This window comes from Paenibacillus sp. 481, assembly GCF_021223605.1.
Lineage (GTDB): Bacteria > Bacillota > Bacilli > Paenibacillales > Paenibacillaceae > Paenibacillus_B.
This window is the reverse complement of record NZ_CP075175.1, coordinates 826,424-841,816: the sequence shown is the minus strand read 5'-3', so window position 1 is coordinate 841,816 and position 15,393 is coordinate 826,424. Positions and strand designations below refer to the sequence as shown.

Below are 15,393 nucleotides of genomic sequence, written 5' to 3'. Positions count from 1 at the left end.
CGGTAGGCTGCACTAGTTTGCATACAATGAACATGAAAAAGAAGCTCCTTGAACTGAACGCTCATGAATGGCTGAGCGAGCAGATGAGGAGCTTCTTTGTTTGATGATGCAATTTGATAAGTAGTCTCACAGCTTAAGTAGCTTAATGAACTAATTCCATCACTACGCCTACAACTGGCCCATCATCGTCAATGGCTCCTGTTAATCGGAAACCAAAGGACTCATATAGCTGTTGAGCGAGCTTGTTATCTGGGTGAAGACTCAAAAATGTTTTGCGAGTACCGTACTGTTCTTGCATATGATCAAGGAGTAATCGAATAAACCGCTTCGCATATCCCTTTCCTTGGTATGTCTGATCTATCATAAATCGATCCAGCCATATACTACTTTCAGCTTCGGAATACCAGCCGTACATGGCATAGCCTACTAGCAGTTCTCCATCATATAGTGCTACTGAAAATCCATTTTCTTCGAATAGTGACTCCGCCATCGAAAATGCATTGCTTTCAATGAAGGAACTCTGCTCCTCTGCCACCTGTAAGGCCGCGACTGCGCGCCAATTGGCTGCTGTTACTTCACATAGATGAAGACTCATCATTCCATCCCGCTTTCATTGCGATTAAACGCCAAGCGTCATTCTTTCATTATAGAATATCTCTTAACATTTTAAAAATGTTAATCGTTGTCCTTACCTTCTAGCGTTTGTCCTTTGGTCGGATCAAGGTTGTTCTCCCATTGTGGACGAATGGAGTAGCTATAAAGAAAATTAGGCTCGTTTGCTAAATGCATATGGATATGGGCCTCGCTAGAGTTACCAGAATTGCCGCACAACCCGAGCAATTGCCCCGCTTTCACACGCTCGCCTTTTTTGACTTTAATTGAGTCTTTTTTAAAATGAGCCATCAGCGTATATTCGCCATTTTCATGGTCAATCCATACGTAGTTGCCAGCAAGATTAGATGGGTCATTCGGTAGTTCCCCAGGTTTGTTGTCAGCTACATTGTTCACGACCTCGACAATGACGCCGTCAGCAGGTGCAAGTACCTCTTTTCCGAAAGCATAGTAGCTTTCATTGCGGGTTGGGTCGCCCTTGTAGGAGGCGCCGTCTTTTGTCATGATGATATCGTATGCGTAGCGTTGATTTTGATGCTCATAGTGGTAGCTGAGATTGACATTTCTCCCGCCCCAAAGGACGTACCATTTATCTTCAAAGGGCAGCTGATAAGTCGTTTTACCGAATTGCTCGTCGGATGCGTATTGCTCAACCGTAACTCGCTTCAGTCCTGTAATTTGGTTGTTGACGACATACATTTGAATAGCGCTACGACCATGCTTATCTTCCCAGCTGTACATGGACTTCTTGTTTAATGTCGTTGCGCTAAGCAGGCTAGGTTTTTCGCCTTTTTTCCATAAATAGGGCATGCTTTGTTGGAGTTCGGCTTCAGATAGTTGTTTTTTAAAATCAGGTGATAAAGAAGTGTACAATTGTTTCACTTGATGTTCGGCGATCCAGCGCCCGAGTAACTCATGTGTTAGAGTTACTTGTTTCTGCTTGCTTAACTGCTTATTTTGCGGTTTATGAGTAGGATTGTTAGGTTCTTTGTTTACTAGTTTGACAGCTATGTTATCATTTGCTCCATTGGGAGCATGTGCTTGCACTTTCTTGCCACCATTTTCTCCCAATCCGCCCAGTATCCCTCCTACTGCAATCACAGTAAGTAAGGTTAGCTTTCCCCAACGAGATGAGTTTATCGTTTTTTGTTGTACGCTCATGTATCATCACTGCCTCTCTGTTAGATGTAAAATAGGAAACCAAAATATGGTCTCTCTAAAGCTAGTATACAAGATGATGTTGAACGTAAACACTACGAATGAGGATGAAACGGTCAGAATATTAAGGTTTCGTGAAGATACGCTCTAATCTTTTTTCCTCGTTGGATGAAAAAATACTAGCTCGATATAGTGTTTCGATGAAAATTATGGTAAATAATAATTGGATAACAAGATTAAAATCAACTAAGTTATAAATTATTTAATTCCTATTAGATTTATTTTTATTAAACATTGGTTAATTAAATGAGTAGGAGTAAGATGTGTGAAAGGAAAGAGGATGTTTCGTGTGAAATTGCGTGTGAGCTAAAGTGGAAGCAGTGAATTTAACCCTTCAAACAATAAAATCGTCGAAACCACTATAACGAACTGTAACCCGTAGGATAGACATTTTTTAAAAAGGTGCCTGTGTCCGGGGGCCTTTTGTAATGTCCATATAATGGGTTACAGTTCATTGTAGGGTGCGAAGTGATGGAAGTCCAACTATGAATAAGTGCTGCTTGTTTAAAATATCTCGCCTTTAAAAAGATACCCTAAAATAAGGCCAGTAACCCAGAACAACAGTAACTTATTATTTTTCTCAGTTTTTTCGCTCACTACTACACCAATGAAGTAAACTAGAAGGAGCATAGCAATACGCAAAATCACATGAACAAATGGAAAAGCAATTCCACATAACAAAGCTAGAATATGAATAAGCCAAACTAGCTGTTTATTCATAAATACACCTCAGGTTTTAGTTGTACGTTACATTATCGCTTTTCCCATATCACGTTCATATTTCCTAATTTATCATGTATGGACTGTTTTTGTGGATCAATCGCGACTAGTAAAAAACCAGAAAACGCCAAAGCGATAGATATAAACTTCCCGATCACTTCTCTCAATAAAACCTCCTCCCAAGCTATTTTTTCATTTTGTTTCGATACTACCTTTATACCTACAACCATTTTGCCAAGTGTTTGTCCGAAAAAGTAGGTGAATATAAAGAAATAAAAACAAAATAAACATAATTTACTTATTGTTATGTAAAATTCATGATTTGAATCTCCAAGCAAAAAGTCAAAGAGGAGGTAAAAAACCGACATTATGAACGTCAAATCTAAAATAAAGGCGATCGTTCTAACCCAAAAACCGGCATAAGTTACATGTTGGACAGTCATTGCTTGTACCCTCCTGCGAGTTTTCGTGTATATTTCTACTTAAGCATATATAAAATTTGGGGTGTTGAATCCTCGAATTCTGCTTTTATTCCCTTAACTTGCTGTTCAAGCGTTGGCGTATGTACAGCTTTCGAAACTAACCCTTGAAAAAAAGAGGACTCACTGCTGTAATGAACAATTTTGGGATCGATTATCCCCAACTCATTCTTTACATACAGCGTTGCATCTTCTAAATTGCCCAGTTCGTCCACCAGTCCGAAGGATTTGGCTTGTACGCCAGAATATACACGACCGTCAGCCAGTTTAATCACGGTGCTGCGATCTAGGTTTCTACCTTTGACAACAATGTTTACAAACTGTTCATAGCTTTCATTTACAATATTTTGATAAATGCGTTTGGAATCCTCCGTGAACTCAGTCAATGGATTACCCATACTTTTTTGTGCACCAGAAGTAATGTGGATTTTATGATAACCGAGTTTATCGGCCAAATTTTTGTAGTTGGGAAAACTCATAACAACCCCAATGCTCCCTGTTACCGTAAGCGGATTGGCAAATATTTTATGCGCGGGAGCTGAAATATAGTAACCACCAGACGCGGCTATTGATCCCATGCTAGCTACAACTATTTTTCCGGATTTTTTGGCCTGAAGTACTTTCCTGTAAATATGATCAGATGTTACCACATCACCACCAGGCGTATTTATAGCCAGTATAATCCCTTTAACTTGTGGATCTTTTATTGCCGTGTCAAGCTGAGATACGACACTTTGTCGTTTTCCATCAGACTCGGGCGAAATCACACCCTCGACGAAGATTTGGGCAATCTTTGTACTATTGGCTCCTTCGATGACTTGCTCTGTCCACCCTTGATTTGTTTTCGCACCGCTATGAGTCGAAACATATACAAATAACGAACTGAAGGACATAATGACTATGGCTAAAGCTGCAATAACTAGTTTGTTGTTCATAATTCGCCCCTTTTCCTACCTAAACAGAATCCGCTGATTGTAGATAATATCGTTTCTCTTCAAAAAAACTCCATTAAACTTAATAGGTACTGAAGCTCCATTTAAATAATTCGAAAGAGGCTCTCTTTGGATAGCATGAATATGCAAATGTGGTTCCGTGCTGTAGCCAGAATTTCCGACTTGGGCTAGTGGCTGTCCGATTGTTACGATGTCGCCTTCCTTTACTTGGAGACTGCCTTTTTTTAAATGCAACAGTAAAATGTAAACATGTTCGTATTCAATAACAATCATGTTGCTCTTACCTGTAGTTGATCGTATTCTAATCTCATCGTTTATACCATCAACGGTTGCAACGATTTTTCCTTCAACAGGGCTGTAGATCGTTTCCCCATACACCGCATAATTGTCTAATTTCATTTTGTCCCCGAATGGTTTATTACGAAGTCCAAATGGATTGAGCTTTACAATATCCACAGCATACTTTTGCGTCGGATATTTAAAATGATAGTTCATAGATTCATTTGACCCACCCTGACCAACAAAGTAAAGGCCATGCTTGAATGGAAATGAAATAGATATCGCCTTCCTGTGTGTATCTGACGATACAAGCAGGGAAGGGATGAAAAATATAAAAATTAACAATTGTGATATGCCAATCAAGGCATACAAACGATAAAACCATCTCGTTCTTGTTCGATTAATTGAAAATGGAATGCCTTTCATTCTAAATATGGATTTGATTAGACTACAGAACAATATAATGATAATGATTGGTCTGAATAAGTAGCTAATTGTCGTCCAATCTACCAGAAGCAGCATCATTGCGGTCCAGCCCACTGTGAAAAAAATGTGTACCAGCCATAACTTGCGGTCTGCAAATCGATAGCTGACCAGCAAGGCACATGAAAGTAATGGAATGAAGACAGCTATTATAAAATTAAACAAGAGTGCCATAGACTCCTCCGCAATTGTGACAATGTTGTTTTTAAGAGGTTAAAGTGTCCAATACCTTTTGTCGGAAAGTAAGATCCACTAAAAATTTATGCAGAAAGAGGTCTATTTTATGTCTCAACCACATGTTATCAAGACCGGAAGGGTCATCAATAAACAGTGCCATATCCAATGTGTTTCCTTCTAAATCCTTGCTATATAAAGCTTCATTTAGTATGGAAATCGTCGATCCACCTTTACTACCCAAATAAGCAAACTTAGAATGTGGAGCTAATGGACGGTCCATTATAGATCTAATCGTGTCACGAATTGGGGCAGTAAACAGCTCATCATCTTGGTGAATTCTTTTTAGTAAAGTTGCATAGTCTTTTGCAGTAGAAGAAGGTAATTTACTAGATTTTATTTGTTGTAATTTTCTATCAAAAGAACTGGAGCGAGTGAAGTTCGTAACCAACTCTTTAGATAAATCATTTTTAAGTAGGTTATGGATGTCACAAGCATGTAACGAATACTCTTTGCTGGACATTTGTTGAATATATTGATGAAGTTGTTTTCTAGATCGTTTTTGTTTATCGTTCAGATACGACGAAATTAGCATGGCCGAAGATATTGGAAATAACGGATCATGAAAATTCAAATGAAGCTCCTGAATGGTCTTGTTAATTCGTTCAAGACCCAAATAGTCAATCAGATATTCTGTATTTGCATTAGAGCTATATGCAATCATTCCTCGAACTATCTCTTGCAAGGGTATGAAACTATCGGGCGTTACTTGTTCAATATGAAGCGATTTTAACCAATTAGGATGAGCGCCGCCATCCCTATTAGGAATATAGTATCTGTCAATTTCATGTAATGAAACCATAGTGTGGGGCTCGACCTTCTTGGATGCTACCTGCTTTGCATATTCAATCGCGATCATGATTTTTACCGTACTAGCTAAAGGCATTTTACGTTCGGCTCCATAATCAACGATTGTCTTTCCGTTGACATAGACGTACATCGAAGCTTTGTCAGGATTATTTTTTATAAAGGCTAAAACATGTTTTTCTGTCTTTTTTTCATCATACATTTTTGCAATCTTCGCTAGAGCAAAAAATAAGAATATAAGTACGGCGATTATAATTACCACGCTATAAAGATATACCATCGTTCACTCACCTTCATTTTAATGGAATATGTGGTTATGGTAACCTGCATACATTGTCGTCGCAATGTGCAACAGGCACGAGTTTTCTTTTTGAAGCAACATAATCGTAAATAATACCCCCAATGCCTAGCTTGCTTGATACGAAAAAGATAGGGACAAAGATCCATAAAGGAAGCAATCTCTTCGAAATTTGAGTGACAGAATCAATACCTTTGAGCTTTACGCTATCATTAATAGCTAGTGCGCTGTGCATTCTTTTCTCCACCTCGGCGGGATCAAGGTCGTAGCGCTGAACCACGTTTGGATCTCGAAAGCTAAGACAGTCCAGCAAACGGAAATAATCCATCCGTTTAAATCGAGACATAATGCCTTGGCATACCGGACACCAGCCGTCGTAAAACACAATGACCCGCTGTGACTTAAACAGCCTGTATCCAACGGCTCTGGTACGACGTAAAAAGCGAAGCTGTGTCTTCCGCATCAGTCTTATGGTGGAATAGTACATTTTCTTATATTCGTTGTCGGTAAAGACGAGAAGCTCCATTACGATCATAATGAGAGAAAATGTTAATAATCCCATTCCGATACCAATGCCTAGATGAAATATGATCATTCCAGCAACCATGAAGGGCTTAACCCTTTTATTCATGATCGTAAACGGAAAAGCAAGCTTCATAACGATACTCGCGTAGGAGAACAGTATGACGGCCCATAAATAATTGTCGACAATATATCGCAGTGAAGGTCTACTGAATTCTTCGACCTGTGCAATATAGTAGATAGCGGTACCATTTTGCCAAAGCTCACCCATAACTTGATAAAAGGCTGAGACAAAATAAACAATGCATAGCTGTATGATGCAAAAAATGACCGCGAAGTTGTGCAAAATAGAAGAAAGTTGGAATGTGAATGAGTCACTTCTGTTCTCTCTAGACACTTGATACTTTTGTGCATCCATAGAGAAATAGGCTGTACAGTTCGCAAAAAGTAGGAAGAATAAGCTAACAGCAAGCAGGTTATCGCCACCATCACTAATATGAAACATTAGATTGTATATAGAATAGAAAAAAATAAAGTTTAATATATTGAATAGCCTACCTTTATATCCTATTAAATAGATTATAGTTACGATGATTCCAAGATGAAAAATAATGTCAAAATACAGTGTTGAATCACTAAAGTTATAAAGGGAATACGTATATTTTTTGAACTCGTCTGTGTAGGAATTTACACCTGAAGCTGTCCAAAGGAAATGCCTTTGATTGTAGTGAATCAAATAGTTATATAGAATGAGTACCCCTATGGCAATACGAAGTAAACTGGCGCCTATTAAAAAGCGTTCTTTCGTTACGCACTCACGGAAACGCGATAACATCTTCGTCCACCTTCTTCCATTCATAAACTTTTAGGCTCTTTTCTGGCTTGTGCTTTTTGTCATTTCGTTTGGAATAGGGTACGGTATCGGTTACAGAAATCATAAATTGTACCTTTATCAGTTGCTGATTACCCAGTGCTTTTTTTGCATATGATGATGCATATCGATACAAAGCTTCTCTGGAATCATCTTTTTGAGTTTCATCTTCTTTTTTCAAGAGCGTCGTATCGCCTTTGGTTTCCATCTTTTTTTGCAGCAACTTGATGGATAAATCGTCTTTTCCGCCCCCTTGTAATCTATGTACATAACCGGTTCCAATACGAGTGATCCGATTGTAGGGAGAAAATACCGTCTCCTGATTTTTAGCAGTAATACTCGAGGAAACATCAAACCATTGAGATTGTTTCACTTGTTGGTCAGATGTGTCTTTATACTCTGCTCTTACATAAATTTTAAAATTCACTGTCATCGGGGTGGGAGCGAATAAATGCCAGTTTTGCTGAAAGAAAGTGTTAACATAGGGCAAAATATAAGGCTGGGCCTTTACTGAGATTGGATTCACGGGACCAGCATGCAATAAAATAACAAAATAATGTATCGGTAAATATAAAGCTAATAAAATAACTATTGCATTTAATGTCCATTTTTGGAGCTTAGTTAGTTTCAAGGTATCACTCCATTTGTTCAATATTAGGAGAAAACAGGAAACTAAGCTGTAAAGCAACTTGGTTTCCTGTTTACATGGAAAGCTATTTATCGAAAATTTGCTCTGTTGCTGGATCTTGGCTTGTAAAAGCCGTTGTACCTGCATACATAGATGCATTTCTCATTACATCGTCCAATGCATTAGCAGCAGCCTTGGCAGCGTTTGTGCCGTAAACCCAAGCTACTCTAGCAGCTGCAGCTAAGACTGCTTCAGGAGTTGCTTCAGTGGCGTTAGCTTGCAAACTAGCTTTTACTACTGAGTCGCTAGCTGTTACAGGTGAAACGCTAGTACCTGAAGTTGCGGAACTGTGAATAGTCACCGCACCAAATGCAACAATACCTAAAGACAAACATAAAATCATCCATTTCTTTTTCACTACAATTCCTCCTCATATTTCTAAAATTAATAGTTTAATCTTTAATATTCAAAAAATGAGTGAAAAATCCCGAGTTAGTAATCTTTTGATAGTCACTTTCTAAATATAAGATTAGGAAGATAGTACGTTACATTTTTTTACTTGTCAAACTTTTCTTAAAAATAACTAAGAATTAAAATTAAGTGTTTCCTATGTAAATTAATAGAATATATTGTATATGAGAAACATTCTCATAAAAAATGTATAAGTTATTAAATTAAAAAGTCCTCGTTCTATTACATAGATTGTTCTCATAGATTCTACTATTAGCATGATTCTATCGATTCCACATGAAAGATTTGCACAGACGTGCCGGAATCAAAGTCGTGCAGCAGCGGGAGAAGGAGGACTTCACTTATGTTTAAAATTTTTAATGTAGGAAAAATGAAGCGGCGATGGATACAGGCTTTAGTGATGGGACGCACATTCGTGCTGCTTGCTATCGGGTCTGCCGTATTCTTTGTCATTATAGGGTTAGGCAATATGATGGAGCAGCGACTGCATTCCTCTCCGATCTCGTCGATGAAAGGATTTGCGGCGAGTTTATCTTCACGCCTGTTCGTAGATATGATGGCGATGGAGCTTCCGCACTTGCCGGAGGGTGAAGGGGAAGCGACGATTTCCAGCAAGCAGGTCGCTCAATTTATGTTTCGGATGATCACGAATGTGAATCTGCTCGATCCGAAGAGCTTATTAGCGAGTGAGCTGCCTGGTTTAAATCACGATGCAGCTGTGCCGCTTCGCCTTGGCGTCGGCAATCTTACAGCTAAAGGGCCTGAAGACTACGTACCGCTGCCTGATCAGGCTAACGGGAACAGCTCTAGCGGAGCTAACACAGATGCGAGCCATGGTAGTCAAAGCGATACGGGGAGCGAAGAAGGGGAACAACGAGCGGGTGAAGGAGACACGAAGAATTCGGATGAACAGCTAGACGGTCAAGATGGGCTGCGGGCAGACCATGAGGTTAAACCTTTGCCAGATCAACGTTCTGGAGATAGAAATGGGGGTGCCATTTCGGGCTCAGCACACCGCAAATCGGTATTCATCTACCACTCGCATAATCGGGAATCATGGAATCCCGTGTTACAACAGCAGAGCAATAATCCGAGTGACAGTAAAAAGAACATTACTATAGTAGGGAAGCGGCTTCAGGAACAGCTGGAAAAACGGGGTGTAGGGGCTGTGCATTCCGATAAAGATTATTTTTCAACAGTAAAAGGATATAACTGGAACTATTCCTATCGCTATTCGAAGCGAACAGTGAAGCAAGCTATGTCCGAACACGATAACTTACAGTTCTTTTTCGATATTCATCGCGATGCTGCCCGTCGTTCGAACTCGACCGTTGAAATTAACGGCAAATCGTATGCGCAAGTCTATTTCGTCATCGGTCATCGCAACCCGAAGTGGCGGGAGAACGAGAAGTTTGCCAGCGACATTCATGAAAAATTAGAAAAGCGATATCCCGGCATATCCCGCGGAATTTGGGGGAAATCAGCTGCCCAAGGCAACGGTGAATACAATCAATCCTTGTCCCCGCATAGTGTGGTTGTCGAAATTGGCGGCATAGATAATACGCTTGAAGAGAGCTACCGGACCGTTGACGTGATGGCCGATCTTATTGCTGAGGTGGTGCACAGCAAGTCGAATGCGAACCCCGTTAATAAGCCGATTCAGACGCTGTAACGGACAATCACTATTTTGGAAGGGCGGAGGAGCTGGGATGTCGCGCTATATGAAGCAGATGATCGGGATTATGATTCTTGTCGTGTTGGGCATTTTTATTGGGATGGAAATGGCTAATACGGGAATTGAGCGGGTGTATGGACCTCTTCCAGAGGAATGGAAACAGGGAGAGAGTCGTGAACGCCAAGAAGTTCACAAGCAGCAGGAGCGGGCAAACGAGCGTATGAGCGTGCCGGAGCGTGGTTTTGCGAATGGACGGTACGATGGCGAATATGAAACGGGTCGGACTCGTAGCGGTGAGAACGAAGCGAATGGTGAGCGTGGTGAGCGCGGAAATAGTGGGAACAGCGAAACCAATGGAAACGGCTTATGGCTACCGCCCGCAGAGCAAGCTCCTGTTGATAAGCTGGCAGACCAAACGGCTGGTTTGCTGCAATCGATTTCGCAGGCGGGCATGCAGGCGATTGTTGGACTGTTCGGATCCATATTTTAACATGTGAATGTAAGGTTTTAGACGATAGTTATGCCTACCATTGCTGGGAATCCATCCTTTCGGTATAATATATAAATTGAAACTTGGCTCATTGTGATGAGCTCAGTAGTGGGGGTATAGAATTCGAATGACGGAAATGCTGTCGCGACAGAAGAAAATACGTAATTTTTGTATTATTGCGCATATTGACCACGGTAAATCAACACTTGCCGATCGGATTTTGGAATATACGGGTGCACTTACATCTCGTGAGATGCAAGCTCAAGTGCTTGACCAAATGGACTTGGAGCGCGAGCGCGGAATTACGATTAAATTGCAAGCGGTTCGCTTGAACTATACAGCGGACGACGGAGAAGAATATATTCTTAACTTGATCGATACACCGGGGCACGTCGACTTTACGTACGAAGTTTCCCGAAGCCTAGCTGCTTGTGAAGGTGCATTGCTCGTCGTAGACGCGGCACAAGGCATCGAAGCGCAAACGTTGGCGAACGTATACTTGGCGTTGGACAATAACCTTGAAATTATTCCGGTTATTAACAAGATTGACTTACCTAGTGCGGAGCCAGAGCGCGTAAAAGGTGAAGTTGAAGAAGTTATCGGTCTGGACTGTTCGGATGCGGTGTTGGCGTCTGCGAAAGCGGGCATCGGCATTAAAGAAATTATCGAGCAAGTCGTACAAAAAGTGCCGGCACCGACGGGTAATCCGGATGAGCCGCTTAAAGCGCTTATTTTCGATTCGCACTTCGATCCGTACAAAGGCGTTATCGTATACGTGCGTGTTGTTGACGGTTCGATTCGTGCAGGCAGCAAAATTAAGATGATGGCTACAGACAAAGTATTCGAAGTTATCGAAGTTGGCGCATTCAAACCGCGGATGACGATTATCGATGAGTTGAATGTAGGCGATGTAGGTTTTGTTGTAGCGGGTATTAAAAATGTAGGTGATACACGTGTCGGTGATACGATTACAGATGCGAAGCAGCCTGCTGTTGAAGCGTTGCCAGGTTACCGCAAAATTAACCCGATGGTATTTTGCGGCTTGTATCCGATCGAAACGTCTGACTACAACGACCTACGCGAAGCGTTGGAAAAGTTGCAGTTGAACGACGCTTCGTTAACATTTGAGCCGGAAACGTCTTCAGCGTTGGGCTTCGGTTTCCGTTGCGGCTTCCTCGGATTGCTGCACATGGAAATTATTCAAGAGCGTATCGAGCGTGAATTCAACATTCCGTTGATTACGACGGCTCCGAGCGTTATTTACCGCGTCACGTTGACGAGTGGCGAAGTATTGACGATCGACAACCCGTCTAACTATCCGGATCAAATGCGTATCGACTTCGTTGAGGAGCCGTTCGTTAAGGCATCCGTTATCGTGCCAAACGAGTTTGTCGGCGCTATTATGGAATTGTGCCAAGGCAAACGTGGCGAATTCGTCGATATGCAATACTTGGATACGACACGTGTTACGATTACGTACCAAATTCCGTTGTCTGAAGTCGTTTACGATTTCTTTGACCAACTGAAATCAAGTACGAAGGGCTACGCTTCCTTCGACTACGAGTTGTCCGGCTACCGCCGTTCCAGCTTGGTTAAAATGGATATCTTGCTTAACAACGAACAAGTGGATGCCTTGTCCGTTATCGTGCATAAAGACCGTGCGTACCATCGCGGTAAAATTGTGTGCGAGAAGCTGCGTGGGCTTATTCCTCGTCAAATGTTCGAGGTTCCGATTCAAGCTGCAATCGGCACGAAGGTCGTTGCGCGTGAGACGGTTAAAGCGATGCGTAAAAACGTATTGGCAAAATGCTACGGCGGCGATATTTCCCGTAAACGGAAATTGCTTGAGAAGCAAAAAGAAGGTAAGAAGCGCATGAAGCAAGTCGGTAGCGTCGAGGTACCGCAAGAAGCGTTTATGGCTGTCTTGAAAATTGACGACAACTAAGACCACACTTTAAGTGTGATGTCTATCGTTTCTATAAATCGTGAAGAGCCGTGGATTCTCTACCCATTGAGGGAGGGGATTCCACGGCTCTCTTTTTGTATGTGAATTTGAATGTGCATTTGTATGTGAATTTGAATGTGCATTTGTATGTGAATTTGAATGTGCATTTGTATGTGAATTTGAATGTGCATTTGTATGTGAATTTGAATGTGCACATATGTAATGAAACGCTACATCTTGCAAGGGGTTATCCCAGTCCGCCTCGTTGCCTATGTTTGATCGACTCATTCAGGCTAGTGCTCGTTTTTTCTTAGTAGAGGAGTGAGGGCTGCTATTTTAGTTGAATAGAGGGTTTGCTTAGTATAAACATGTTCATACAATAAACCGTTGGGGATTGCCAGAAGTATCACGATATGAAGATAAGTATAAGAAAAAGGAAAAGCAAAAAGAAAAGGGAATGGATTACATTTATCGTGTTTTAGGTGCTTAGCTAATAACGACGTAAGATCGTGTAGCATGAAATTAGCTGAAGATATCGATCACTCATGTTCTAACAGCCTTGCAGAGAACTTGTCGATTGTCGCCTGTCGATTCATGAATTTCAAACTATTTTGTTAGAGGAGTGTAACCATGAAAAGTAAAGTGTTTAAAATGGTACTTACGGTCCTGCTATTAACGGGAAGTGTTTTAATCCCTCTCTCGGGTGCATCTTCCATTCAGCGAGGGCCGGCGCATTGTCCGCAGCAGCCAAATTTACCTCACGGGTCTGAGCAATCTCCGATTCATTTAACGGGTAAAGTTAAGCCAGTTCTCAATTCGATTCAATTTAAGTACAACACGGTGAACGCGGACATCGTAAATGATGGGCACACGATCCAAGTGAACGTTCCGCAAGGAAACTCGGTTACGATCAATGGTGTGCAATACAAGCTGGCGCAGTTCCACTTCCATACACCAAGTGAGCACAAGCTACAAAATCGCTTGTATGACATGGAAGTTCATTTTGTGCATCAAGATAGCACAGGAAAATTGGCAGTGGTTGGTGCCTTTATACAAGCAGGAAGCAGTAGCGGAGCGTATGGGCCTATCTTTGACCAGCTGCCACAGCAAGTGAATCAGCCCGTTCCACTTGATAACCCATTGCCATTATCGTCATTATTGCCGAAGAGCAGCGGATATTACTCGTATTGTGGCTCTTTAACGACGGGTACGTATGCAGAAGGTGTTAGATGGTTGGTGCTTAAAAAGCCAATCACGTTAACAGCAGAGGACATTGAGAAGTTTAGAGCTCTTCATCATGATAATAATCGTGCAGTACAGCCTCTCAATCACCGGACTTTATTCCAAGGACACTTCTAGTATAAGCTTGGTTCTCAGCAGGCTATACATTGTGAACTTGTTGCGGATGTGATACGCTTTACGTGCTATGCTTAAATGCCTAGCTGTGAAAAGTGTTAGTCGAAGCAAGGAGGACATGATGACGGCTTCAGCAGAGTCTCAATACCAACAGCAGTCTCAGGCACCACAAGCGCCGCGAGCTGTTTATATTCATATTCCATTTTGTACGAACAAGTGCCATTATTGTGACTTCAACTCTTATGTATTGAAGGAACAGCCAGTGATGGAACACTTGCGCGCGATGGAGCAAGAAATGGCGCGCACGGTGGAGCAATGTCCACCTTCGGTGATCGATACCATTTTTGTCGGCGGGGGAACCCCGACCGTATTGAAGCCTGATGAAATGGCTTATTTTTTAGAATCCGTTCGGCGACATTTTCCGAACTGGAGCAACAATATTGAGTTTAGTATGGAAGCGAACCCGGGAACGACCGATGTAGATAAGCTCCGGGTCATGTATGAGGGTGGCGTCAATCGCCTTAGCTTTGGCGTTCAATCATTCAATAACGATTTATTGCATGGCATCGGCCGTATTCATAGCGTTGATGACGTATATCGCAGCATTGACAACGCACGTAAGGTTGGTTTTGACAATATGTCGATCGATCTTATGTTCGGCTTGCCGAACCAGACTGTTGAAGTACTTGAGCATAGTGTGGAGCGAGCGTTGGAGCTTGATCTGCCCCATTTGTCGATATACAGCTTAAAGGTAGAAGAGAATACGCTGTTCCACACGCTATACAAGCGTAGTCAGTTGCCGCTTCCGAATGAGGAAGATGAGCTTGCCATGTATATGCTTATTATGGAGCGGATGAAAGCGGCAGGGTTTGAGCAATACGAAATAAGCAACTTTGCTAAGCCAGGCTTTGCTAGCCGCCATAATACGACGTATTGGCGTAACGAAGATTACTACGGCATCGGTGCCGGTGCGCATGGCTACGTGAATCGTCAGCGTCATATTAACATTAAAGGCGTTAACCCATACAACGCAGCTTGTCAGACGGGTCTGCCTCGTCTAGACTCGTTTACAGTTGATATAGGGGATGCGATGGAAGACTTTATGATGGTTGGGCTACGTGTCATGGAAGGTATCGACAAAGCTCGCTTCCGTGCACAGTTTCCAGGATATGAGCTTGATCAAGTGTTTCAAGTTCAGCTTACGAAGTTACTGCAAGCTAATTTACTAGAGCAGACTGAAGTAGGCTATAGGCTTAGCGAGCAGGGGCTATTATTCGGCAACGATGTATTTGGAACGTTTATCGGAGCAGTTAGCGACGCGCAGCGAGCATAAAGGAATAGGTTTACGCAGA

Annotated in this window: 15 protein-coding genes; 5 read left to right on the top strand and 10 right to left on the bottom strand. The window is 41.8% G+C overall.

All coding sequences use genetic code 11. The annotated features are described in order from the left end of the window. Positions 1 to 142: 142 nt before the first annotated feature. The 10 genes from KIK04_RS03475 to KIK04_RS03430 form a co-directional block, all read right to left on the bottom strand. Positions 143 to 595, bottom strand: coding sequence for a GNAT family N-acetyltransferase (locus KIK04_RS03475; RefSeq protein ID WP_232278579.1), 453 nt, complete (start codon positions 593 to 595; stop codon positions 143 to 145). A gap of 80 nt (positions 596 to 675) precedes the next feature. Next, positions 676 to 1,773 (bottom strand): M23 family metallopeptidase, encoded by a 1,098-nt coding sequence (locus KIK04_RS03470; RefSeq protein ID WP_232276944.1) that lies wholly within the window; start codon positions 1,771 to 1,773, stop codon positions 676 to 678. 561 nt (positions 1,774 to 2,334) lie between these two features. Beyond that, entirely contained in the window at positions 2,335 to 2,550 is a 216-nt protein-coding gene (locus KIK04_RS03465) for a hypothetical protein (protein ID WP_232276943.1), read from the bottom strand. 32 nt (positions 2,551 to 2,582) lie between these two features. Beyond that, positions 2,583 to 2,993: an RDD family protein gene (locus tag KIK04_RS03460; protein WP_232276942.1), complete on the bottom strand. Its 411-nt coding sequence runs from the start codon at positions 2,991 to 2,993 to the stop codon at positions 2,583 to 2,585. A 35-nt stretch (positions 2,994 to 3,028) separates the two neighbouring features. Beyond that, on the bottom strand, positions 3,029 to 3,964 hold the full coding sequence (sppA, locus tag KIK04_RS03455; protein ID WP_232276941.1) for a signal peptide peptidase SppA: 936 nt from the start codon (positions 3,962 to 3,964) through the stop codon (positions 3,029 to 3,031). A 15-nt stretch (positions 3,965 to 3,979) separates the two neighbouring features. Beyond that, positions 3,980 to 4,687 carry a M23 family metallopeptidase gene (locus KIK04_RS03450; protein WP_232276940.1) on the bottom strand — a complete coding sequence of 236 codons (708 nt, stop codon included), beginning with the start codon at positions 4,685 to 4,687 and terminating at the stop codon, positions 3,980 to 3,982. Between the two features lie 262 nt (positions 4,688 to 4,949). Next, the gene (locus KIK04_RS03445; RefSeq protein WP_232276939.1) at positions 4,950 to 6,065 is read right to left on the bottom strand and encodes a serine hydrolase; all 1,116 of its coding nucleotides are present in this window, start codon (positions 6,063 to 6,065) and stop codon (positions 4,950 to 4,952) included. A 34-nt stretch (positions 6,066 to 6,099) separates the two neighbouring features. Next, on the bottom strand, positions 6,100 to 7,110 hold the full coding sequence (locus KIK04_RS03440) for a DCC1-like thiol-disulfide oxidoreductase family protein (RefSeq protein WP_442951132.1): 1,011 nt from the start codon (positions 7,108 to 7,110) through the stop codon (positions 6,100 to 6,102). A 310-nt stretch (positions 7,111 to 7,420) separates the two neighbouring features. Further along, on the bottom strand, positions 7,421 to 8,128 hold the full coding sequence (locus tag KIK04_RS03435; RefSeq protein ID WP_232276937.1) for a DUF5819 family protein: 708 nt from the start codon (positions 8,126 to 8,128) through the stop codon (positions 7,421 to 7,423). Positions 8,129 to 8,189: 61 nt separating this feature from the next. Next, positions 8,190 to 8,522 (bottom strand): hypothetical protein, encoded by a 333-nt coding sequence (locus tag KIK04_RS03430; RefSeq protein ID WP_232276936.1) that lies wholly within the window; start codon positions 8,520 to 8,522, stop codon positions 8,190 to 8,192. Positions 8,523 to 8,918: 396 nt separating this feature from the next. On the opposite strand from KIK04_RS03430, the gene KIK04_RS03425 reads away from it, so the two are divergent. The 5 genes from KIK04_RS03425 (at position 8,919) to hemW (ending at position 15,374) form a co-directional block, all read left to right on the top strand. After that, positions 8,919 to 10,247 carry a stage II sporulation protein P gene (locus tag KIK04_RS03425; RefSeq protein ID WP_232276935.1) on the top strand — a complete coding sequence of 443 codons (1,329 nt, stop codon included), beginning with the start codon at positions 8,919 to 8,921 and terminating at the stop codon, positions 10,245 to 10,247. A 37-nt stretch (positions 10,248 to 10,284) separates the two neighbouring features. Beyond that, positions 10,285 to 10,740 carry a DUF3679 domain-containing protein gene (locus KIK04_RS03420; RefSeq protein WP_232276934.1) on the top strand — a complete coding sequence of 152 codons (456 nt, stop codon included), beginning with the start codon at positions 10,285 to 10,287 and terminating at the stop codon, positions 10,738 to 10,740. Between the two features lie 127 nt (positions 10,741 to 10,867). Next, positions 10,868 to 12,685, top strand: a complete 1,818-nt coding sequence (gene lepA, locus KIK04_RS03415) for a translation elongation factor 4 (RefSeq protein ID WP_232276933.1) — start codon at positions 10,868 to 10,870, stop codon at positions 12,683 to 12,685. Between the two features lie 630 nt (positions 12,686 to 13,315). Beyond that, positions 13,316 to 14,044: a carbonic anhydrase gene (locus KIK04_RS03410; RefSeq protein ID WP_232276932.1), complete on the top strand. Its 729-nt coding sequence runs from the start codon at positions 13,316 to 13,318 to the stop codon at positions 14,042 to 14,044. Between the two features lie 118 nt (positions 14,045 to 14,162). Next, a complete protein-coding gene (gene hemW, locus KIK04_RS03405) occupies positions 14,163 to 15,374 on the top strand; it encodes a radical SAM family heme chaperone HemW (RefSeq protein WP_232278578.1) in 1,212 nt (403 codons plus the stop codon). Positions 15,375 to 15,393: the final 19 nt, after the last annotated feature.